Consider the following 21,154-nt stretch of genomic DNA (forward strand, 5'->3'; position numbering starts at 1 on the left):
CATCGGGCCGATGTGATCGGGATGTCGGGGCTGCTGGTGAAGTCCACGGTGATCATGAAGGAGAACCTGGAGGAGCTCAATCAGCGCAAGATGGCGGCTGATTTCCCGGTGATTCTGGGTGGTGCCGCGCTGACGCGTGCGTATGTGGAGCAGGATCTGCATGAGATCTATGAGGGTGAAGTGCGCTATGCGCGCGACGCGTTCGAGGGTCTGCGTCTGATGGACGCGCTGATCGCGGTCAAGCGGGGCGTGCCGGGGGCCGTGCTGCCCGAGCTCAAGCAGCGCCGGGTGCCCAGCAAGGCCTCCGCCGCCGTCCTGGAGGTCGCCGAGGACGAGGGGCCGGCCCGTTCGGACGTGGCCGTCGACAATCCGGTGCCGACGCCGCCGTTCTGGGGCACCCGCGTGGTCAAGGGCATCCCGCTCAAGGACTATGCGAGCTGGCTGGACGAGGGTGCCCTGTTCAAGGGGCAGTGGGGTCTCAAGCAGGCCCGCAAGGGCGACGGGCCCTCGTATGAGGAGCTGGTCGAGAGCGAGGGGCGGCCCCGGCTGCGCGGCTGGCTGGACCGCCTGCAGACCGACAACCTCCTTGAGGCGGCCGTCGTGCACGGCTACTTCCCGTGTGTCTCCAAGGGCGACGACCTGATCATCCTGGACGACGAGGGCAACGAGCGGACCCGCTTCTCCTTCCCGCGCCAGCGCCGCGGCCGCCGTCTCTGCCTGGCTGATTTCTTCCGTCCGGAGGAGTCCGGCGAGACGGACGTGGTGGGCCTGCAGGTCGTCACCGTCGGTTCGAGGATCGGGGAGGCCACCGCCGAGCTGTTCGCCGCCGACTCCTACCGCGACTACCTCGAACTGCACGGCCTGTCCGTCCAGCTCGCCGAGGCCCTGGCCGAGTACTGGCACGCCCGCGTCCGCACCGAACTCGGATTCGGCGGGGAGGACCCCTCGGACGTCGAGGACATGTTCGCGCTGAAGTACCGCGGCGCCCGCTTCTCGCTGGGCTACGGCGCCTGCCCCGACCTGGAGGACCGCGCCAAGATCGCCGAGCTGCTCCGGCCCGAGCGGATCGGCGTCCAGCTCTCCGAGGAGTTCCAGCTCCACCCCGAGCAGTCCACCGACGCCATCGTCATCCACCACCCCGAGGCGAAATATTTCAACGCGCGCTGATCCCGGCGCAGTCGTACACTGGTCGGTCCAGTGCAGGCCGGTTGCCTTCCCGTCAGAAGGAGGCAGCCGGCCTTCTCGTCCCTTACGGAAGGTGTGGTCGCATGACCAGTACGGTTCCCGCGCTCGGCACCCCTCCCCACGCTCCCGGGTCCACTCGGGCAGGGGATGCCCCTACGCCCGAAGGCTCCGCGCTGCAGGGCGTCCTGCTCGACATGGACGGCACACTCGTGGACTCCGAGGGCTTCTGGTGGGACGCCGAGGTCGAGGTCTTCGCCTCCCTCGGCCACGCCCTCGACGAGGCATGGCGCGATGTCGTCGTCGGCGGCCCCATGACGCGCAGCGCCGGGTTCCTCATCGAGGCGACGGGCGCCGACATCACGATCCCCGAGCTCACCGTGCTGCTCAACGACGGCTTCGAGAACCGCATCAGCCGCTCCCTGCCCCTCATGCCCGGCGCCGCGGGCCTGCTCGCCGAGCTCAGCGCGCACCAGGTGCCCATGGCCCTGGTCTCCGCCTCGCACCGCCGCATCATCGACCGGGTCCTCGACTCGATCGGCGCCCACCACTTCGAACTGACCGTCGCGGGCGACGAGGTGGCCCGCACCAAGCCCCACCCCGACCCCTACCTCCTGGCCGCCCGCGGGCTCGGCGTCGACCCCGCCCGGTGCGCCGTCATCGAGGACACCGCGACCGGCGTCGCCTCGGCGGAGGCCGCGGGCTGCCGCGTGGTGGCCGTGCCGTCCGTCGCGCCCATCCCCGCCGCCGCGGGCCGCACAGTGGTGCCCTCCCTGGAACACGTCAACCTGCCTTTCCTGCAAGGCCTGATGACTCTCTGACAGTTCCGTCGTAAGCCTCCTCAGGGGTGTGACGTTTCCCACTCGACCGGGGGTCGACAGTGGCGCACACGTATGCAGTGCGCCCTTTCGTGCCCGCGGACGGCGGGACGTTGTGTCCTGATTGATGGATGCGTGCACGAAACCTTCCGGTGTCGGGTTATCAGTGTGAGCACGCCCGGTTTCGCAGCGTGATGGAAGGCGGGCTCATGCCGCCTTCGGAGCTCGTCTGGTGCGGACTAATCTCGTCGCGAGAACATCGCCCCACCCCCCGTGCCCCACCAACCCTCACCCCGCGTTGCGGGATTCACGGGAATCAAGAGCTCTGGAGAACGTCGAGCATGAACCGCAAGACTTTGGTGCTGCCGGCTGTCATAGGTCTGCTGGCCCCCGCGCTCGCCGCGTGCGGTGGTTCGGACGGTGGCGACGGCGACAAGCCGATCGCGGTCGGCACCACGGACGCGTTCGCCATCTCCAAGGAGGTGCCGGCGCCCTTCGACCCGGCGTACGCCTATGACGCCGGCTCCTGGAACCTGCTGCGCCAGACCGTCCAGACGCTGATGGCCATGCCGCGCGGCGGCGGCGACCCGCAGCCCGAGGCCGCCGAGCAGTGCGGCTTCACCGACACCGGCAACGAGCGGTACGCCTGCACCCTGCGCAAGGGCCTGACGTTCTCCGACGGCAAGCCGCTGACGGCCGCCGACGTGAAGTTCTCCATCGAGCGGGTCCGCGACATCAAGATCAAGGACCCCAGCGGTTCCGACGGCCTGGTGTCCAACGTCGACGAGATCGAGGTCCAGGGCGACCGCGACATCGTCTTCCACCTCAAGACCCCCGACGCGACGTTCCCCTTCAAGCTGGCGACGCCCACCGCGGGCATCATCAGCAAGGACCACTACAGCAAGAACAAGCTGCGCGACGGCTTCGACGTGGACGGCTCCGGACCGTACACCGCCAAGCAGGAGGTCACGGACAACCGCCTGGTCAAGACGGTCTTCACCAAGAACCCCAAGTACAAGGGCGCGTTCAAGGTGCAGAGCGACAAGGTGGAGCTGCGCAACTTCGCCGACACCGCCGCCATGGGCAAGGCGCTCGACGACGGCGACATCGACCTCATGACCCGCACCATGTCGCCCGAGCAGGTCAAGAAGCTCGACGCGTCGACGAGCAAGAAGATCGACCTCGTCGAGATGCAGGGTCTGGAGATCCGCTACCTCGCCTTCAACACCGACGCCCCGACGGCCAAGAACAAGGCCGTGCGGCAGGCGATGGCGCAGATCGTCGACCGCGGCGCACTGGCCTCCTCGGTGTACGGCTCGACGGCCGACCCGCTGTACTCGCTCGTGCCGTCCACCATCACCGGGCACGCCAACTCGTTCTTCAACCAGTACGGCAACCCGAGCACGTCCAAGGCCCGCTCCCTGCTGAGCAAGGCCAACATCACCACCCCGGTGAAGATGACGCTGCACTACACCACCGACCACTACGGTCCGGGCACCAAGAAGGAGTTCGAGCTGCTGCGGAAGCAGCTGAACGACTCCGGCCTGTTCGACGTGTCGATCAAGGGCGTGCCGTGGAGCACCTTCCGCGCCGCCGAGCGCAACGGCAAGTACGCGGCGTACGGCATGGGTTGGTTCCCCGACTTCCCCGACGCGGACAACTTCCTCGCGCCGTTCCTCGACAAGGACAACTTCCTCGGCTCGCCGTACGTGAACGACACGATCAACGACCAGCTGATCCCGACGTCCCGCCGCGAGGCCGACCGGCTCGCCGCCTCCAAGCCCATCCGCCGCATCCAGGACATCGTCGCCCAGGACGTGCCGGTGCTGCCGCTGTGGCAGGGCAAGCAGTACATCGCGGCGCGCGACGACATCACGGGCGTCGAGTGGGCGCTCAACTCCTCGTCGAACCTCCAACTGTGGGAGCTCGGCCGCGGCGTCAGCGGCTGACCTCCGCTCCGGGGCCCGCCCCAAGTTCCAGCGAACGACCACCACACCAAAGGCACGTACGTGAAATGTCGTAACCAGTGGCTTGCCCTTCCCCTCACGGGAGGGCTCGCCGCCGCCCTGCTGACCGGCTGCGGCACGGAGCAGGGCGGCGCGGGGGACACGGGCGACGCGGTCGTGATGGGGATGTCCGACGACGTCCTCGCCACCGACCCGGCATCCGGCTACGACCCCGGGTCCTGGCTCCTGTTCAACAACGTCTTCCAGTCGCTCCTGAGCTTCCCCAAGGGCGCCACCGAGCCCCAGCCGGAGGCCGCCGAGGAGTGCGGCTTCACGGACTCCCGGGCGCGGGTCTTCAAGTGCGAGCTGCGCGACGGGCTGAAGTTCAGCAACGGCAACGCGCTGACGTCCAAGGACGTCAAGTTCTCCTTCGACCGCATGCGGAACATCAACGACGACGCCGGTCCGGCGATCATGTTCCCGATGCTCGACCGGGTGCAGGCGCCGGACGCAAAGACCGTCGTCTTCCGGCTGAAGTACTCCGACGCGACCTTCCCCAGCAAGATCGCCTCGGGCGCCGGTTCCATCGTGGACCACCGCGAGTACGACATGAACGCGCTGCGCACGGACGGCAAGGCGGTCGGATCGGGGCCCTACCGGCTGGACTCCTTCGGCAAGGAGCGGGCGTCCTTCTCCGTCAACTCCGACTACCGCGGCTCCGCCAAGGCCAAGAACGACGGCGTGGCCATCAAGTTCTTCCACGGCGACCAGAAGGGCCTCAAGAAGGCGCTCGTGGGCGGCGACGTCGACGTGGCCTACCGAGGCCTCGCCGCCGCGGACATCGCGGACATCGAGCGGGACACCTCCGACGACGGCCAGGACCTCGACATCGTCGAGGGCACCAGCGCCGAGGTGCAGCACCTGGTCTTCAACATGAAGGACCCGGTGGCCGGCAAGCTCGGCGTGCGCAAGGCCATCGCCTACCTCCTGGACCGGGACGCCCTGGTCAAGGAGGTCTACCAGGACACGGCCACCCCGCTGTACTCGATCGTCCCCGCGGGCATCGGCGGCCACAACACCGCGTTCTTCGACACCTACGGCGCCCGCCCGCAGCGCGCGAAGGCCGCGGCGGCGCTGCGCGGCGACGGCATCGAGGGCAAGGCCAAGCTCACGCTCTGGTCGACCCCCTCGCGCTACGGCCCGGCCACCGACCAGGAGCTCAAGGCGATCGCCAAGCAGCTCAACGCGTCCGGCCTCTTCGACGCCGACGTGAAGTCCGTCGAGTTCGACCAGTACGAGAAGGACATCGCGGCCGGCAAGTACGGCGTCTACGTGAAGGGCTGGGTGCCGGACTACCCGGACCCGGACAACTTCACCCAGCCGTTCTTCGGCAAGGGCAACGTCCTCGGCAACCACTTCGAGAACGACGCCATCACCGGCCGGATCATCCCCGGCACGGCCACCCAGAGCGACCGCGGCAGGACCGACAAGCAGTACGGCGAGCTGCAGGACATCGTGGCCAAGGAGCTGCCCGTCCTGCCGGTGTGGCAGGCCAAGCAGTACGCGGTGGTCCGCGACAGCGTCTACGGCCTGGAGTCCTGCCTCGACGCCTCCACGGTCTTCCGCTTCTGGGAGCTCAGCAAGGGCTGAGCCGGGCCCCGCGCCACCGCGGACCGACGAAAAGCGGACCGACGAAGAGCGGACCGACGAAAAGGTGGCCGCCCCCGCACGGGGACGGCCACCTTCGTCGTTCGCTGCCGCGGAGGAGCGGGCCGCGGGCGAGTGCGCCGCGCCGGAGCCGCGGCTACTGCGCTCCGGGGCGCACCAGACCGCTCTCGTACGCGTACACCGCGGCCTGCACCCGGTCGCGCAGGCCCAGCTTCGTCAGGACGTGGCCGACGTGGGTCTTCACCGTCGTCTCGCTCACGAAGAGGTCCGCGGCGATCTCCGCGTTCGACAGGCCGCGGGCGACCAGCTTCAGGACCTCCACCTCACGGTCGGTGAGCGTGTGCAGGGTGTCCGGCACCGGCTCGTCACCGGACGGCAGGTGCGCGGAGTACTTGTCGAGGAGCCGGCGGGTGATGCTCGGCGCCAGCATCGCCTCGCCCGCGGCGACCACCCGGATCGCCTGCACCAGCTCGTTCGCCGGGGCGTCCTTGAGCAGGAAGCCGCTGGCGCCCGCGCGCAGCGCCTCCACCACGTACTCGTCGAGATCGAAGGTGGTCAGGACCAGCACCTTCGCCGGGCCGTCCCGGCCGGGACCGGTGATCTGCCGGGTGGCCTCGACCCCGTCCATCCGCGGCATGCGGATGTCCATCAGGACCACGTCGGGCTGCAGCGCCCGGACCTGGTCGAGAGCCTGCAGGCCGTCTCCGGCCTCGCCGACGACCGCGATGTCCTGCTCGGCCTCCAGGATCATGCGGAAGCCGGTGCGCAACAGCGGCTGGTCGTCGACCAGTAGGACGCGGATGGCCACGTGTGTCTCCTTAGCTAGCCCGGGCCCATTCTGCCCTGCTCGCCCTGCGCCGACTCGGGCGCCCTCACCGGAAGCGGATACGGCGGGGGAGTCCCCCCGAATTCAGGACATACCGCCTTGTGGTCGCACCAACCGCACAACTTGGTCGGCCGCGGCCGCCAGTCCCCGGTCTCCGTCGCCAGCTCGATGGCCTCCCACAGCGCGAGGAGCTTGCGCTCGACCCGCTCCAGATCGGCCACCACCGGGTCGTACGTGATCACGTCGCCGCTGCCCAGATAGACGAGCTGGAGACGGCGCGGCACGACCCCCTTCAGGCGCCACACCACCAGGGCGTAGAACTTCATCTGGAAGAGCGCGCCCTCCGCGTACTCCGGACGCGGGGCCTTGCCCGTCTTGTAGTCGACGATGCGGACCTCGCCCGAGGGGGCCACGTCCACCCGGTCGATGATGCCGCGCAGCTTCAGCCCCGAGTCCAGCTCGGCCTGCACGAACAGCTCCCGCTCGGCCGGCTCCAGACGCGTCGGGTCCTCCAGCGTGAACCAGCGCTCCACCAGCCGCTCCGCGTCGCCCAGCCAGCGCGCCATGCGCTCGCCCTCCGGGTCGTCGGCGAACAGCTCCGTCAGCTCCGGCTTGGACTCCCGCAGCCGGTCCCACTGGCCCGGGATCAGCGACTTGGCGCGCGGCGCCGTGCGCTCGCCCGCGGGCGCGTCGAAGAGCCGCTCCAGGACCGCGTGCACCAGCGTGCCCCGGGTCGCCGCCTCGCTCGGCTTCTCGGGCAGCTTGTCGATCACCCGGAACCGGTACAGCAGCGGACACTGCATGAAATCGCCCGCGCGCGAGGGCGACAGGGACGCCGGGCGCACGGCCGCCACGGCACCGTCGGAGCTGGTTTCCATGAGGACAGACCCTACGACCCGCCACCGACAACAGCCGCATACCATCGACGACAGACCCTCTCGCCCTGCATGATCGTGCGGGTAACCACGCCATATTGGGGCGAGGGACGCTTCGAACGAGGGGACATCGTGGACGAAAGCGGCGGGAGCGGCAGGCCGCAGTCCGACGGCGCCGAGGACCTGCGGCCGCACGGCACGGACGGCTCCCAGGAGCCGGCGCGCCCGGTCGACACGGCCCGGGAGCCGACGCGCCCGGCAGACGCGGCCGGTGGACCGGGACGCCCGGCCGACCCGGCCGACGCCCCGGCGCGGCCGCGCCAGGACGGCGCGGACACGCCCCCGGCGGACCCGCGGGGCCCCGAGGGCCCACCGCCGCACCCCGAGCCCCGGCCCCGTACCTCCTTCACCAAGGCACCCCCCGAGGAGCCGCCCGCCGAGCCGCGCCGCCCCCGGGCCGCGAGCGGCGGGCCCACGGGCAAGGGCGGCCCGGTCCCGCCCAAGGCGCAGAAGGGCCCCGGCGGCGGACTGCTCATGGGCCGGCCGTTCGGCGTGCCCGTCTACGTGGCGCCCAGCTGGTTCCTCGTCGCCGCCCTCATCACCTGGGTCTTCGGCGACCAGCTCGACCGCGTCCTGCCCGAGCTCGGCGGCGCCCGCTACCTCGTCTCGCTCTTCTTCGCGGTCGCCTTCTACGCCTCCGTGCTCGTCCACGAGCTCGCCCACACCGTCGCGGCCCTGCGCTTCAAGCTGCCGGTGCGCCGCATCCAGCTGCAGTTCTTCGGCGGCGTCTCGGAGATCGAGAAGGAGTCCGAGACGCCCGGCAGGGAATTCGTCCTCGCCTTCGTCGGCCCGCTGCTCTCGCTGGTCCTCGCCGGGGTGTTCTACGCCGGCATGCAGGCCGTCGAGCCGGGCACGGTCCCCGGCGTCCTGCTGGCCGGCCTGATGATCTCCAACCTCATCGTCGCCGTCTTCAACCTGCTGCCCGGCCTGCCGCTGGACGGCGGCCGGATGCTCCGCGCCGTCGTCTGGAAGATCACCGGCAAGCCCATGAGCGGCACCGTCGCCGCCGCCTGGGTCGGCCGCGCCCTCGCCATCTCGGTCCTCATCGGGCTCCCGCTGCTCAACCAGTCCGGCGCCCTCGGCGGCGACGCCCAGGACATCGGCGGCATGGACACCGTCACCGACGCCCTGCTCGCCGCGATCCTCGCCGCGATCATCTGGACCGGCGCGGGAAACAGCCTGCGGATGGCCCGCCTGCGCGAGCACCTGCCCGAGCTGCGCGCCCGCACCCTGACCCGCCGTGCCGTCCCGGTGGAGACCGACACCCCGCTCTCCGAGGCGCTGCGCAGGGCCAACGACGCCGGAGCCCGCGCCCTCGTGGTGGTCGACGCCGACGGCGACCCGATGTCCGTGGTCCGCGAGGCCGCCATCGTCTCCGTGCCCCAGCACCGGCGCCCCTGGGTGAGCGTCGGCGGCCTCGCCCAGGACATCACCGAGGGCATGCGGATCTCCGCCGAGCTCGCCGGGGAGGAGCTGCTCGACACCCTCCGGGCCACCCCCGCCACCGAGTACCTGGTGGTCGAGGAGTCCGGCGAGATCTACGGAGTGCTGTCCGCCGCCGACGTGGAGCGCGCCTTCGTCAAGGCCATGGCCCGCCCCTCCTAGCCCCCGGGCCCCGGCGCCCGCGGCCATGGTCGGCGGCCCGCGCGGGGGCCGGTAGGCTGGTCACATGTCCGAACCGACCGGTGCCGCCCGCCGTCGCGGGCCCTTCAAGGTCGGGGACCAGGTCCAGCTCACCGACCCCAAGGGACGCCACTACACGTTCACGCTCGAGGCCGGGAAGAATTTCCACACCCACAAGGGTTCCTTCCCGCACGACGAGCTGATCGGCGCTCCCGAGGGCAGTGTTGTCCGTACCACGGGAAACGTCGCCTATCTGGCGCTGCGACCCCTGCTCCCCGACTACGTCCTGTCCATGCCCCGCGGCGCCGCCGTGGTCTACCCCAAGGACGCGGGGCAGATCCTGGCCTTCGCGGACATCTTCCCCGGCGCGCGCGTCGTGGAGGCGGGCGTGGGCTCCGGCTCGCTCAGCAGCTTCCTCCTGCGCGCCATCGGCGACCAGGGCATGCTGCACTCGTACGAGCGCCGCGAGGACTTCGCCGAGATCGCCCAGCAGAACGTGGAGCGCTACTTCGGCGGTCCGCACCCGGCCTGGCAGCTGACCGTCGGCGACCTTCAGGACAACCTCAGCGACACCGAGGTCGACCGCGTCATCCTGGACATGCTCGCCCCCTGGGAGTGCCTGGAGGGCGTCTCCAAGGCGCTCGTCCCCGGCGGCATCCTGTGCTGCTACGTGGCGACGACCACCCAGCTCGCCAGGACCGTCGAGTCCATCCGCGAGATCGGCGGCTTCAACGAGCCCACCGCCTGGGAATCGATGATCCGCAACTGGCACATCGAGGGCCTGGCGGTCCGTCCGGACCACCGTATGATCGGACACACCGGATTCCTGCTCACCGCCCGCCGCCTCGCGGACGGCGTGGAGCCCCCCATGCGGCGCCGCCGCCCCGCCAAGGGCGCGTACGGCGAGGACTACTCCGGGCCGAACGCCGACGGCGGCACCCCGCGCTGACCCGCGCGGGCGCCCGCGGCCAATGAGCAGGCGCCGCCGCCGAGTTCCCTGACCGACCAGGGAACTCGGCGGCGGCGCCGTTTCGTTGACGGGGTACCGGCCGCGTACCGCGCGAGCACCGTGAAGACCACCGGACCCCGGTGTTCCACCGCACTGTGACGTATGGCACGATGCTGGCCACCTCCCCACCGGCACGCCCTCACAGGAGACACTTCCTCGTGCAGCACCCCGCGGTCCCGGAACTGGCACACACCCTCACCCGTCCCGTCCACTGGCTGGCCACCGCGGCCGCGCTGGCCGCCGTCGTCGCGGCCTCCGCGTTCCTCCAGCCCGATGCCGCCACCGCAGCCCAGACGGGCCCGGGACCGCAGCCCCGCGCCACCGCGGGCGCCCCGGCCCCGGCCCCCGCGCCCGACCCCGCGTCCGTGGACTTCCCGATCGACTGCGGCCCGGTGCAGCCCGTGGTGAAGAAGAAGGCCTCCGGCGACCTCGACGGCGACGGCAGGCCCGAGACGGTGGCCGTCGTGCACTGCGAGGCCGGCTCCGGCACCCCGCCCGACGGGATCTACGTGATCACCAGGTCCGGCGCGGGCAAGCCCCGGGTGGTCGCCACCCTGGTGGACCCGAAGGACCGGCAGAACGTGACCGACTTCGCCGTGCGGGACGGCGGGGTCACCGCCACCCTGCTCGGCTACTCCTCGCCCGACGTGCCCCGCTGCTGCCCCGACCAGGAGGACCGGGCCAAGTGGCAGTGGAAGGACGGCGCGTTCGCACGGACGACGCCCGCCGGGGCGCGCAGCGTCTGACGGGCCGCCCGGCGCGGCCCACGGGCCGCGCCGGGGTCGCTCGTCCTCGGGGCCCTCAGGCCGCGTCGGGTCCGTAGACCTCGACCCTGTCCGAAACCCGACGTACGTGGATGCAGTCGCCGGGGCACTCCTTGGCGGAGTCCACGACGTCGGTGAGGAGCGTCAGCGGCACCGGGGTCGTGGCCCCTGGGGCCTGGAGCAACTCGTCCTCGCCGCTCTTCACGTAGGCGAGGCCGTCGATGTCCAGCTCGAAGACCTCCGGCGCGTACTGCGCGCAGATGCCGTCCCCGGTACAGAGGTCCTGGTCGATCCAGACCTCCAGATCGTGGCCCTCACTGCCGGTCTCGGCCTCGTGCCGCACGGTCATCTCTCCTGCCGGTCGCTGCGCCGGGAGGCCCGCGATTGCAGCAAGTCGGGCCAGCCCTGACGGGTGTTGAACACTTCGACGATACAACCGCCCGCTTTCCGATGTTGTTCGGTGGGTATTCAGCTGGCGTGAGGGAGAGCGCAAGGGTGAAGATCGGACACACCCCCATCGTCTTTGTGATCTAGGGGTTTCAATCGACACCCACCCAGGTAGGGTCTGGAAGCGTCCAGCTCCCCTTGGAGGAGGTGAGGACCGTGGCAGCCCACGACGACGACATCAACCGCGGCATCCGGCCCGGGCGAGGGTCTGAGGACCCCGCCGGTCAGGTTGCCTATCTCGAGCAGGAAATCGCCGTCCTGCGACGCAAGCTCGCCGACTCTCCGCGTCATACGAGGATTCTCGAAGAGCGGATCGTCGAGCTGCAGACCAATCTGGCCGGCGTGTCCGCGCAGAACGAGCGGCTCGCCAATACGCTCCGTGAGGCCCGCGACCAGATCGTGGCCCTCAAGGAGGAAGTCGACCGGCTCGCGCAGCCGCCGGCCGGCTTCGGCGTCTTCCTCGTGGCGAACGAGGACGGCACGGCGGACATCTTCACCGGGGGCCGCAAGCTCCGGGTGAACGTCAGCCCGAGCGTGGAGCTCGAAGAGCTCAGGCGCGGCCAGGAAGTAATGCTCAACGAAGCGCTCAACGTGGTCGAGGCCATGGAGTTCGAGAGCGTCGGCGACATCGTCACCCTCAAGGAGATCCTCGAGGACGGCGATCGAGCCCTGGTGGTCGGACACACCGACGAAGAACGAGTGGTGCGGCTCGCCGAACCCCTCCTCGACGTCACCATCCGGCCGGGCGACGCCCTCCTGCTCGAACCGCGCTCCGGGTACGTCTACGAGGTCGTGCCCAAGAGCGAGGTCGAAGAGCTCGTCCTCGAAGAAGTTCCCGACATCAGCTACGAGAAGATCGGCGGCCTCGGCGGTCAGATCGAGATGATCCGGGACGCGGTCGAGCTTCCGTACCTCTACCCCGACCTGTTCAAGGAGCACGAACTGCGGCCGCCCAAGGGTGTGCTGCTGTACGGGCCCCCCGGCTGCGGCAAGACGCTGATCGCGAAGGCCGTCGCCAACTCCCTCGCCAAGAAGGTCGCCGAGGTGACCGGGCAGCCGGCGGGGAAGAGCTACTTCCTCAACATCAAGGGCCCCGAGCTCCTCAACAAGTACGTCGGCGAGACCGAGCGGCACATCCGTCTCGTCTTCCAGCGTGCGCGGGAGAAGGCGAGCGAGGGCACCCCCGTCATCGTCTTCTTCGACGAGATGGAGTCCCTCTTCCGCACCCGCGGATCCGGTGTCAGCTCGGACGTGGAGAACACCATCGTCCCGCAGCTGCTCGCCGAGATCGACGGTGTGGAGGGCCTGGAGAACGTCATCGTGATCGGCGCCTCCAACCGCGAGGACATGATCGACCCCGCGATCCTGCGGCCCGGACGACTCGACGTCAAGATCAAGATCGAGCGCCCGGACGCCGAGGCGGCGAAGGACATCTTCGCCAAGTACCTCACCGAGCGGCTCCCGCTGCACTCGGACGACCTCGCCGAGCACAGCGCCGACCGGCGCGCCACGGTGCACGGCATGATCCAGTCGGTCGTCGAGCAGATGTACGCGGAGTCCGAGGAGAACCGCTTCCTCGAGGTGACGTACGCCAACGGCGACAAGGAAGTCCTGTACTTCAAGGACTTCAATTCCGGCGCCATGATCGAGAACATCGTGGGCCGCGCCAAGAAGATGGCCATCAAGGCCTTCCTCGAGGCGAACCAGAAGGGCCTTAGGGTCGCTCACCTCCTGCAGGCTTGCGTCGACGAGTTCAAGGAGAACGAGGACCTGCCGAACACCACCAACCCGGACGACTGGGCCAGGATCTCCGGAAAGAAGGGCGAGCGGATCGTGTACATCCGCACCCTTGTCACCGGAAAGCAGGGCGCGGACACCGGACGCTCCATCGACACGGTGGCGAACACCGGTCAGTACCTGTAATAACCAGGGCGGCTGCGGGTGTCCTTCACGGGTACCCGCAGCCGTCTGCTTTTCAATGAAGGCAATGATCTCCCCACCAGCGCAAAGGCGTTCTAGGCTCTTCGGTACCGCCGAGTCGCGCAGTGCGGGGACGGGCACCGCACACGCACCGGAGAACCAGCGGTACTTGAGCGCCGTTCCCGAACGGGAGCGCCGCCGGGCAAGGAGGGCCGCATGACCGTACGGCGAGTAATGGGCATCGAGACGGAGTACGGCATCTCCGTCCCCGGCCACCCGAACGCCAATGCCATGCTCACCTCGTCCCAGATCGTCAACGCCTATGCCGCGGCGATGCACCGGGCGCGACGCGCCCGCTGGGACTTCGAGGAGGAGAACCCGCTGCGGGACGCGCGGGGTTTCGACCTCGCCCGCGAGTCCGCCGACTCCAGCCAGCTCACCGACGAGGACATCGGCCTGGCCAACGTCATCCTGACCAACGGCGCACGCCTGTACGTCGACCACGCACACCCCGAGTACAGCTCGCCGGAGATCACCAATCCCTGGGACGCGGTCCTGTGGGACAAGGCCGGCGAACGGATCATGGCCGAGGCCGCCGAGCGCGCGGCACAGCTCCCCGGCGCCCAGCCGATCCACCTCTACAAGAACAACACCGACAACAAGGGCGCGTCCTACGGCACGCACGAGAACTACCTGATGAAGCGGGAGACCCCCTTCTCGGACATCGTGCGGCACCTGACGCCCTTCTTCGTCTCCCGCCAGGTCGTCACCGGCGCGGGACGCGTCGGCATCGGCCAGGACGGCCACGAGCACGGCTTCCAGCTCAGCCAGCGCGCCGACTACTTCGAGGTCGAGGTGGGCCTGGAGACGACGCTCAAGCGGCCCATCATCAACACCCGCGACGAGCCGCACTCCGACGCCGAGAAGTACCGCAGGCTGCACGTCATCATCGGCGACGCGAACCTCTCGGAGATCTCGACCTATCTGAAGCTGGGCACCACCTCGCTCGTCCTCGCGATGATCGAGGACGGCTTCATCGCGGTGGACCTCGCCGTGGACCAGCCGGTGCGCACGCTGCACCAGGTCTCGCACGACCCGTCGCTCAAGCACCTCGTCACGCTCCGCAGCGGTCGATCACTGACCGCGGTGCAGCTCCAGATGGAGTACTTCGAGCTCGCCCGCAAGTACGTCGAGGAGCGGTACGGCGCGGACGCGGACGACCAGACCAAGGACGTCCTGGCCCGCTGGGAGGACGTGCTCGGCCGGCTGGAGAGCGATCCGATGAGCCTGTCCGGCGAGCTGGACTGGGTCGCCAAGCGCGAGCTGATGGAGGGCTACCGCCGCCGTGACGGCCTGGACTGGGACGCGGCCCGCCTCCACCTGGTCGACCTCCAGTACGCCGACGTACGGGCCGAGAAGGGCCTGTACAACCGGCTGGTGGCCCGGGGCAAGATGAAGCGGCTCCTCGACGAGGCGGACGTCGAGCGGGCCACCACCAAGCCGCCCGAGGACACGCGCGCCTACTTCCGGGGCCGCTGTCTCGAGCAGTACGCGGACGACGTGGCCGCGGCGTCCTGGGACTCGGTCATCTTCGATCTCCCCGGCCGTGACTCTCTGCAACGGGTGCCCACGCTGGAGCCCCTGCGCGGCACGAGGAACCACGTCAAGGAACTCCTGGACCGCTGCCGCACCGCCGAAGACCTGGTGCGGGTGCTCTCCGGGGGCTGAAAGGCCCGGCGCGGGGGAATCATCGAAGTGGTCCCCCGACGTTGCGGAAGTGAGGGGCCGATGTCGGACCGCGCTTGTAGGGTCTGATCAAGAACGTCTAACCGAGCGGGGTGAGGTAGATGGCGACCAAGGACACCGGCGGCGGGCAGCAGAAGGCGACGCGTCCCACCGAGGAGACCGAGGAGCAGACGCAGGACGCGCAGGCTTCGGAGGACCTCAAGGAGCGCCAGGAGAAGCTGAGCGACGACGTGGACTCCGTCCTGGACGAGATCGACGACGTCCTCGAGGAGAACGCCGAGGACTTCGTGCGCTCCTTCGTGCAAAAGGGCGGACAGTAGATCCCTTTGACCTTCGAATCCATGGTGGAACGGAAGGTTCAAAGAGTGCCTGAAGGTGGCGAGGTGAAGTGCTGCCCGCGGTCCCGGCAAGCCGGGCCGCGGGCAGTCCTCGCGCACGATCGGGCACGTCGGATCCATGTGGATCACCGCCGCGGGCCGGGTAAGGTCCCTGGCAGAACGTGCTTCAACTGCAATTCGGCCATCGGCACGTTGGGAGACGATCCCGACACTGTTCGTCGGGCTGCCGCCTACCTGGAAGGAACCTCGTGGAAGCCAATACTCGTGGCACAGGGCGTCTGCCGGCAGCCTTCCTGACGCCCGGTTCGTCGTCCTTCATGGACTTCCTTTCCGAGCATCAGCCCGAGATCCTGCCCGGCAACCGTCAACTGCCGCCCACCCAGGGCGTGGTCGAGGCGCCGCACGGCACGACCATCGTGGCCGTGACGTTCCCCGGCGGTGTCGTCCTCGCCGGTGACCGCCGCGCGACCATGGGCAACGTGATCGCACAGCGCGACATCGAGAAGGTCTTCCCGGCCGACGAGTACTCGGCGGTGGGCATCGCCGGCACCGCGGGCCTGGCCGTGGAGATGGTCAAGCTCTTCCAGCTGGAGCTGGAGCACTTCGAGAAGGTGGAGGGCGCCACGCTCTCCCTGGAGGGCAAGGCGAACCGCCTGTCCACGATGATCCGCGGCAACCTCGGCATGGCCATGCAGGGCCTCGCCGTGGTCCCGCTCTTCGCGGGGTACGACGTGGACCGCGAGAAGGGGCGCATCTTCTCGTACGACGTCACGGGCGGGCGTTCGGAGGAGCACGGCTACGCGGCGACCGGCTCGGGCTCGGTCTTCGCGCGCGGTGCGATGAAGAAGCTCTACCACGACGGTCTCACCGAGGAGCAGGCGACCACACTGGTCGTCCAGGCGCTGTACGACGCCGCCGACGACGATTCGGCGACCGGCGGCCCGGACGTGGCCCGCCGCATCTACCCCATCGTCACGGTCATCTCCGACGAGGGATTCCGCCGGCTGACGGAGGAGGAGTCCTCCGCCATCGCGCGGGCGATCCTGGAGAAGCGCCTGGAGCAGCCGGACGGCCCCCGGGCCGCGCTGCTCTGATCGCTCCGAATTCGCCACTGACTGAAGTTTTTTGACAGAAAGGGACGGATCCGGTGTCGACGCCGTTCTATGTCTCACCCCAGCAGGCCATGGCCGACCGGGCGGAATACGCCCGCAAGGGCATCGCGCGGGGTCGCAGCCTTGTCGTGATGCAGTACGCCGACGGCATCGTGTTCGTCGGCGAGAACCCGTCCCGTGCGCTGCACAAGTTCAGCGAGATCTACGACCGGATCGGCTTCGCCGCCGCCGGCAAGTACAACGAGTACGAGAACCTCCGCATCGGCGGCGTCCGCTACGCCGACCTGCGCGGATACACCTACGACCGGGACGACGTGACGGCCCGTGGCCTGGCCAACGTCTACGCCCAGACCCTCGGCACGATCTTCTCCAGCAACGCCGAGAAGCCCTACGAGGTCGAGCTGGTCGTCGCCGAGGTCGGCACCACGCCGGACGGCGACCAGATCTACCGCCTGCCGCACGACGGATCGATCGTGGACGAGCACGGCTCGGTCGCCGTCGGCGGCAACGCCGAACAGATCAGCACCTACCTCGATCAGCGCCACCGGGACGGCATGACGCTGGCCGAGGCGCTCAAGCTCGCCGTCCAGGCGCTGTCCCGCGACACCAACGGCAGCGAGCGGGAGATCCCCGCCGAGCGCCTCGAAGTGGCCGTCCTGGACCGGACGCGGCCGCAGCAGCGCAAGTTCAAGCGCATCGTGGGCCGTCAGCTCTCCCGCCTGCTCGACGAGGGCGGGGCGACGGACGCGGCCACGGACACCGAGACAGAGGCCGACACGGACGGCGGTGGCGCCACGCCGACGTCCGGCGGCGACGTCGAGTAGTCGTAGCGCGGTGAGCCCTGTGTCCCGGCCCGCAGGCCGGGGCGCAGGGCTCTTTCGTGTGCTCGGGGTCAGCGGGCCGGGCCCGTGGAGCCGCGCACGACCAGCTCGACGGCGAGCGGCGCGGCTTCCGGGGCGCGGCCCTCCAGGACGGCGACCAGCGACTCCATGCCGCGCTCCCCGAACCGTTCGGCGGGCAGCCGGACCGTGGTCAGCTCGGGCTCGACGGCGGTCGCCAGCGTCAGGTCGTCGAAGCCGGTCACCGAGACGTCCTCGGGCACGCGCAGCCCCAGCCGCCGGGCCGCCTTGCAGACGCCCGCGGACAGGAAGTCGTCGTCGCAGACGACCGCGGTGGGCCGGGGTCCCGGCGCGGACAGGGCGGCCTCGGCGACCACGCGGGCCTCCTCGACGTTCAGCGGGGCCGCCACCCGGCGCACGGCGCTGTCCGTGCCCGCCAGGGCCCGCGCGAGGGCATCGGCGCGCACGTCGAAGGTCCAGGAGTCCACGGCGGCCGCCAGGTGCAGGAAGTCGCGGTGGCCGAGGGCCAGCAGATGCTCCGTCACCTGCCGCATGCCGTCGGCCAGGTCGAGGTTGACGGTGGCGGCGCCCAGGCTGCCCGCCGGGTCGCTGTCGAGCATCACCAGGGGCAGGTCGTCGCCGCGGATGGCGGCGAGCACGTCCGAGGCCATGGAGGAGGCCAGCACGCCGTCCAGGGACGCCCGCGCCGAGGCGAACGGGTCGCGGGCGGGGCGGTCGATGCCGTCGGGGGAGGGGTAGAGCACCACGCCGAAGCCGTGCCGGGCGGCGACCCGGGCCACGCCGGTGTAGACGTGCGCGAAGAACTCGTTGGTGAGCTCGGGAACGACCAGCAGGGCCGTCCTGGTCCGGCCCAGGCGCAGGTTGCGGGCCGCCAGGTTGGGGCGGTACCCCAGCTCCCGCGCGGCGGTCCGCACCCGTTCGGCGGTGGGCTCGGCGACCCGGCCGCGCCACTTGTCGCCGAGCACCAGGGAGACGGTGGCCTGGGAGACCCCCGCGGCGCGGGCGACGTCGCGGCTCGTGGGGCGCGCGCCCCCGGCTTCCTGCAGTGGCCCGGCCACGGGCACCTCCCGGATGTCGTGCCCGCACGGGGCGAGAGCGGTGGCCCCCGTGGGCGGTCCCCGTGGACAGCGGACTGCGCTCATGGTACGTATGACGCTCGAAGTTATACGTAAAACCCCGGGCGACGGCGCCGGGGGAGAGGGCGGGAAGCCATGGCAGCCGGATACGCCGAGATCCTCCGGACGAGATACGCGATGCGCCTGCTGGCCGGGACGCTGGTGGGCCGGCTCCCGAACGCCACGGCCGCGATCGCCATCGTGCTGTTCGTCCGCGCCGAGGGCGGCACCTACAGCCTGGCCGGCGCCTTCGCCGCCGTGTACGGCGTCGCCAACGCGATCGGGCAGCCGCTCCTCGGGCGCCTGGTCGACCTGTACGGCCAGCCGCGCGTACAACTGCCCGCCGCCCTGGTGTCGGCCCTCGGCATGGCCGTCTTCGCCTTCACGGGGCCGGATCCGCTCGCCCTCGCCCACCTCTCCGTGGGCGTCGCCGGACTCTTCACGCCACCCCTGGAGGGCGGCCTGCGCGCCCTGTGGCCGAGCGTCCTCGGCAAGGAGGAACAGGTCCACACGGCCTACGCCATGGACGCCATCGCCCAGGAAGTCATGTTCACGGTCGGCCCGTTGCTCGTCACCGGGTGCGTCGCCCTCTGGTCGGAGCAGGCCGCGCTGCTCGTCGTGAACGCCGTGGGCGTGCTGGGGGCCCTCTCCGTGGTGATGTCGCACCCCTCGCGCGCGTGGCGCTCGGCGCCCCGGGAGGCGCACTGGCTCGGCGCCCTGCGCTCGCCGGGCCTCCTCGCGCTCCTCGGGGCCTTCCTCTTCGTCGGCACGGCGCTCGGCTCGATCACCGTCGCCGGCGTGTCGTACGCGGACGAGCACGGCGGCGACGCGGTGTACGGCTGGATGATGGCGGCCCTCGGGCTCGGCGCCCTGATCGGCGGCTCCGTGTACGGGGCGCGGCGGTGGAGCGGGGTGCCGGAGCGGCGCCTCACGCTCCTGGTGGCCCTGCTCGCCGTCTGCTACGCGCCGCTGACGCTCACGCCCGGCCCGGTCGCCATGACCGCGCTCGCCGCCCTGGCGGGCGTCTTCCTGGCGCCGGCCCTCGCGTGCGCCTTCATCATCGTCGACCGGCACGCCCCGCGCGGGACGGTCACCGAGGCGTTCTCCTGGCTCGTCACCACCTTCACGGTCGGCGCCTCCCTGGGGACGGCCGCCGCGGGCCCGGTCGTCGAGTGGGGCGGGACCGTGTGGGGGTTCGCGGTCCCCGGGGCTGCGGGCGCGGGCGCCCTCCTGGTTTTGCTGGCCACAGGTCGGGTACTGGAAGCGACCGGGGAAACGGGGGTTGTTGCGGGTTCATCGGAAAATGATCGAAACGGTGCCGTCGAACCCGGTTTCAGTGCCGGGCATCAGGCGTAATGTTCAGTCATGGACCGCCGCATTTTCGGGCTGGAGAACGAGTACGGCGTCACATGCACGTTCAGGGGACAGCGTCGTCTGTCTCCTGACGAGGTGGCGCGCTACCTCTTCCGCCGTGTTGTGTCATGGGGCCGCAGCAGCAACGTCTTTCTGCGGAACGGCGCCCGTCTGTATCTCGACGTGGGCTCACATCCGGAATACGCCACACCCGAATGTGACAACGTGACCGAGCTGGTCACCCACGACAAAGCAGGCGAGCGCATTCTGGAAGGCCTGCTCGTCGACGCCGAACGCCGCCTGCACGAGGAGGGAATCGCGGGCGACGTCTATCTCTTCAAGAACAACACCGACTCGGCGGGAAACTCCTACGGCTGCCACGAGAACTATCTGGTGGCCCGTCACGGGGAGTTTTCCCGGCTCGCGGACATCCTCATCCCGTTCCTGGTGACCCGGCAGCTGCTGTGCGGCGCGGGCAAGGTGCTGCAGACTCCGCGCGGCGCCGTGTACTGCGTCAGCCAGCGGGCCGAGCACATCTGGGAGGGGGTGTCCTCCGCGACCACGCGTTCGCGGCCGATCATCAACACCCGCGACGAACCGCACGCGGACGCCGAGCGCTACCGCAGGCTCCACGTCATCGTCGGCGACTCGAACATGTCCGAGACGACCATGCTCCTCAAGGTCGGCGCCACCGACCTCGTGCTGCGCATGATCGAGGCGGGCACCGTGATGCGCGACCTCACCCTGGAGAACCCGATCCGGGCCATCCGCGAGGTCAGCCACGACATCACGGGACGCCGCAAGGTGCGCCTGGCCAGCGGCCGCGAGGCCTCGGCCCTCGAAGTGCAGCGCGAGTACTACGAGAAGGCCGTGGACTTCGTCGACCGCCGGGGCATCCGCACCGGCACCGTCGAGCAGGTGCTCGAACTGTGGGGCCGCACGCTGGACGCGATCGAGGCCGAGGACCTCGACCGGATCGGCACCGAGATCGACTGGGTCATGAAGTACAAGCTCATCGAGCGGTACCGGGCCAAGCACAACATGACCATGTCCCACCCGCGGGTCGCCCAGATAGACCTCGCCTACCACGACATCCACCGCCGCCGGGGGCTGTACTACCTCCTGGAGAAGAAGGGGCAAGCCGCCCGGATCTGCAACGACTTGAAGATCTTCGAGGGCAAGTCGGTGCCGCCGCAGACCACCCGCGCGCGGCTGCGCGGCGACTTCATCCGGCGGGCCCAGGAGCAGCGCCGGGACTTCACGGTCGACTGGGTCCACCTCAAGCTCAACGACCAGGCACAGCGCACGGTGTTGTGCAAGGACCCCTTCCGGTCCGTCGACGACCGGGTGGAGAAGCTGATCGCGGGGATGTGACCCGATGGGGGTCATGTGATCGGAGTGGCGTTGTGGGAACGCAACGCGGGGCGCCGTACGTTCCTCGTACGGCGCCCTTCTCACGCCGTAGAGTTGCGCGCACGCCAACCCACAAGAT

Annotated in this window: 19 protein-coding genes; 15 read left to right on the forward strand and 4 right to left on the reverse strand. The window is 69.9% G+C overall.

The window, feature by feature from the left end:
* From ACFYXE_RS26575 to ACFYXE_RS26590, 4 genes are all read left to right on the forward strand, one after another.
* Positions 1-1,167 (forward strand): vitamin B12 dependent-methionine synthase activation domain-containing protein (locus ACFYXE_RS26575; RefSeq protein ID WP_389316311.1); only part of this gene is annotated, 1,167 nt, incomplete at its 5' end.
* Between the two features lie 101 nt (positions 1,168-1,268).
* Positions 1,269-2,003 carry an HAD family hydrolase gene (locus tag ACFYXE_RS26580; protein ID WP_389316313.1) on the forward strand — a complete coding sequence of 245 codons (735 nt, stop codon included), beginning with the start codon at positions 1,269-1,271 and terminating at the stop codon, positions 2,001-2,003.
* A gap of 338 nt (positions 2,004-2,341) precedes the next feature.
* Positions 2,342-3,949, forward strand: coding sequence for an ABC transporter substrate-binding protein (locus ACFYXE_RS26585; RefSeq protein ID WP_361181179.1), 1,608 nt, complete (start codon positions 2,342-2,344; stop codon positions 3,947-3,949).
* A 60-nt stretch (positions 3,950-4,009) separates the two neighbouring features.
* Positions 4,010-5,596 (forward strand): ABC transporter substrate-binding protein, encoded by a 1,587-nt coding sequence (locus ACFYXE_RS26590; RefSeq protein ID WP_389316316.1) that lies wholly within the window; start codon positions 4,010-4,012, stop codon positions 5,594-5,596.
* Positions 5,597-5,750: 154 nt separating this feature from the next.
* On the opposite strand, the gene ACFYXE_RS26595 is transcribed toward ACFYXE_RS26590, so the two are convergent.
* Together ACFYXE_RS26595 and ACFYXE_RS26600 are read right to left on the reverse strand one after the other, a co-directional pair.
* Entirely contained in the window at positions 5,751-6,422 is a 672-nt protein-coding gene (locus ACFYXE_RS26595) for a response regulator transcription factor (RefSeq protein ID WP_030782872.1), read from the reverse strand.
* A gap of 14 nt (positions 6,423-6,436) precedes the next feature.
* Positions 6,437-7,318 carry a RecB family exonuclease gene (locus ACFYXE_RS26600; RefSeq protein WP_361181181.1) on the reverse strand — a complete coding sequence of 294 codons (882 nt, stop codon included), beginning with the start codon at positions 7,316-7,318 and terminating at the stop codon, positions 6,437-6,439.
* Positions 7,319-7,447: 129 nt separating this feature from the next.
* Here ACFYXE_RS26600 and ACFYXE_RS26605 point away from each other — a divergent pair, with 129 nt between their 5' ends.
* From ACFYXE_RS26605 to ACFYXE_RS26615, 3 genes are all read left to right on the forward strand, one after another.
* Complete coding sequence (locus ACFYXE_RS26605; protein ID WP_389316319.1) at positions 7,448-8,980, forward strand: site-2 protease family protein; 1,533 nt, start codon at positions 7,448-7,450, stop codon at positions 8,978-8,980.
* Positions 8,981-9,044: 64 nt separating this feature from the next.
* A complete protein-coding gene (locus tag ACFYXE_RS26610) occupies positions 9,045-9,947 on the forward strand; it encodes a tRNA (adenine-N1)-methyltransferase (protein ID WP_358709697.1) in 903 nt (300 codons plus the stop codon).
* Positions 9,948-10,165: 218 nt separating this feature from the next.
* On the forward strand, positions 10,166-10,753 hold the full coding sequence (locus tag ACFYXE_RS26615) for a hypothetical protein (RefSeq protein WP_361178424.1): 588 nt from the start codon (positions 10,166-10,168) through the stop codon (positions 10,751-10,753).
* 55 nt (positions 10,754-10,808) lie between these two features.
* Here the strand turns inward: ACFYXE_RS26615 and ACFYXE_RS26620 are convergent, their stop codons facing one another.
* On the reverse strand, positions 10,809-11,120 hold the full coding sequence (locus tag ACFYXE_RS26620; RefSeq protein WP_361178426.1) for a ferredoxin: 312 nt from the start codon (positions 11,118-11,120) through the stop codon (positions 10,809-10,811).
* A gap of 254 nt (positions 11,121-11,374) precedes the next feature.
* Between ACFYXE_RS26620 and arc the strand changes: the two genes are divergently transcribed.
* The 6 genes from arc to prcA all read left to right on the forward strand — a co-directional run bounded on the left by arc (position 11,375) and on the right by prcA (position 17,158).
* Positions 11,375-13,141, forward strand: coding sequence for a proteasome ATPase (gene arc, locus ACFYXE_RS26625; protein WP_361178428.1), 1,767 nt, complete (start codon positions 11,375-11,377; stop codon positions 13,139-13,141).
* A gap of 213 nt (positions 13,142-13,354) precedes the next feature.
* A complete protein-coding gene (dop, locus tag ACFYXE_RS26630) occupies positions 13,355-14,866 on the forward strand; it encodes a depupylase/deamidase Dop (RefSeq protein ID WP_361178430.1) in 1,512 nt (503 codons plus the stop codon).
* A gap of 119 nt (positions 14,867-14,985) precedes the next feature.
* Positions 14,986-15,204, forward strand: coding sequence for a ubiquitin-like protein Pup (locus ACFYXE_RS26635; RefSeq protein ID WP_150165888.1), 219 nt, complete (start codon positions 14,986-14,988; stop codon positions 15,202-15,204).
* A gap of 21 nt (positions 15,205-15,225) precedes the next feature.
* Entirely contained in the window at positions 15,226-15,519 is a 294-nt protein-coding gene (locus ACFYXE_RS26640; RefSeq protein WP_361178464.1) for an endonuclease domain-containing protein, read from the forward strand.
* Positions 15,471-16,316, forward strand: a complete 846-nt coding sequence (gene prcB, locus ACFYXE_RS26645; RefSeq protein WP_361178432.1) for a proteasome subunit beta — start codon at positions 15,471-15,473, stop codon at positions 16,314-16,316. The genes ACFYXE_RS26640 and prcB overlap by 49 nt, the downstream gene beginning before the upstream one ends.
* A 53-nt stretch (positions 16,317-16,369) precedes the next feature.
* Entirely contained in the window at positions 16,370-17,158 is a 789-nt protein-coding gene (gene prcA / locus ACFYXE_RS26650) for a proteasome subunit alpha (protein WP_389316325.1), read from the forward strand.
* Between the two features lie 68 nt (positions 17,159-17,226).
* On the opposite strand, the gene ACFYXE_RS26655 is transcribed toward prcA, so the two are convergent.
* Positions 17,227-18,252 carry a LacI family DNA-binding transcriptional regulator gene (locus tag ACFYXE_RS26655; RefSeq protein WP_361178437.1) on the reverse strand — a complete coding sequence of 342 codons (1,026 nt, stop codon included), beginning with the start codon at positions 18,250-18,252 and terminating at the stop codon, positions 17,227-17,229.
* A gap of 153 nt (positions 18,253-18,405) precedes the next feature.
* On the opposite strand from ACFYXE_RS26655, the gene ACFYXE_RS26660 reads away from it, so the two are divergent.
* Positions 18,406-19,665, forward strand: coding sequence for an MFS transporter (locus tag ACFYXE_RS26660; RefSeq protein WP_361178439.1), 1,260 nt, complete (start codon positions 18,406-18,408; stop codon positions 19,663-19,665).
* A 9-nt stretch (positions 19,666-19,674) separates the two neighbouring features.
* On the forward strand, positions 19,675-21,036 hold the full coding sequence (gene pafA, locus ACFYXE_RS26665) for a Pup--protein ligase (RefSeq protein ID WP_361178442.1): 1,362 nt from the start codon (positions 19,675-19,677) through the stop codon (positions 21,034-21,036).
* The last annotated feature ends 118 nt before the right edge of the window (positions 21,037-21,154 follow it).

It is taken from the genome of Streptomyces sp. NPDC002564, assembly GCF_042889645.1.
GTDB lineage: Bacteria > Actinomycetota > Actinomycetes > Streptomycetales > Streptomycetaceae > Streptomyces.

What these genes read in the sequence shown, in the direction of transcription:
- ACFYXE_RS26585 (WP_361181179.1), top strand. Translation starts at nt 2,342, where the DNA reads ATGAACCGCAAGACTTTGGTGCTGCCGGCTGTCATAGGTCTGCTGGCC.
- dop (WP_361178430.1), top strand. Translation starts at nt 13,355, where the DNA reads ATGACCGTACGGCGAGTAATGGGCATCGAGACGGAGTACGGCATCTCC.
- ACFYXE_RS26635 (WP_150165888.1), top strand. Translation starts at nt 14,986, where the DNA reads ATGGCGACCAAGGACACCGGCGGCGGGCAGCAGAAGGCGACGCGTCCC.
- ACFYXE_RS26580 (WP_389316313.1), top strand. Translation starts at nt 1,269, where the DNA reads ATGACCAGTACGGTTCCCGCGCTCGGCACCCCTCCCCACGCTCCCGGG.
- ACFYXE_RS26600 (WP_361181181.1), bottom strand. Translation starts at nt 7,318, where the DNA reads ATGGAAACCAGCTCCGACGGTGCCGTGGCGGCCGTGCGCCCGGCGTCC.
- ACFYXE_RS26660 (WP_361178439.1), top strand. Translation starts at nt 18,406, where the DNA reads ATGGCAGCCGGATACGCCGAGATCCTCCGGACGAGATACGCGATGCGC.
- pafA (WP_361178442.1), top strand. Translation starts at nt 19,675, where the DNA reads ATGGACCGCCGCATTTTCGGGCTGGAGAACGAGTACGGCGTCACATGC.
- ACFYXE_RS26640 (WP_361178464.1), top strand. Translation starts at nt 15,226, where the DNA reads ATGGTGGAACGGAAGGTTCAAAGAGTGCCTGAAGGTGGCGAGGTGAAG.
- ACFYXE_RS26620 (WP_361178426.1), bottom strand. Translation starts at nt 11,120, where the DNA reads ATGACCGTGCGGCACGAGGCCGAGACCGGCAGTGAGGGCCACGATCTG.
- ACFYXE_RS26610 (WP_358709697.1), top strand. Translation starts at nt 9,045, where the DNA reads ATGTCCGAACCGACCGGTGCCGCCCGCCGTCGCGGGCCCTTCAAGGTC.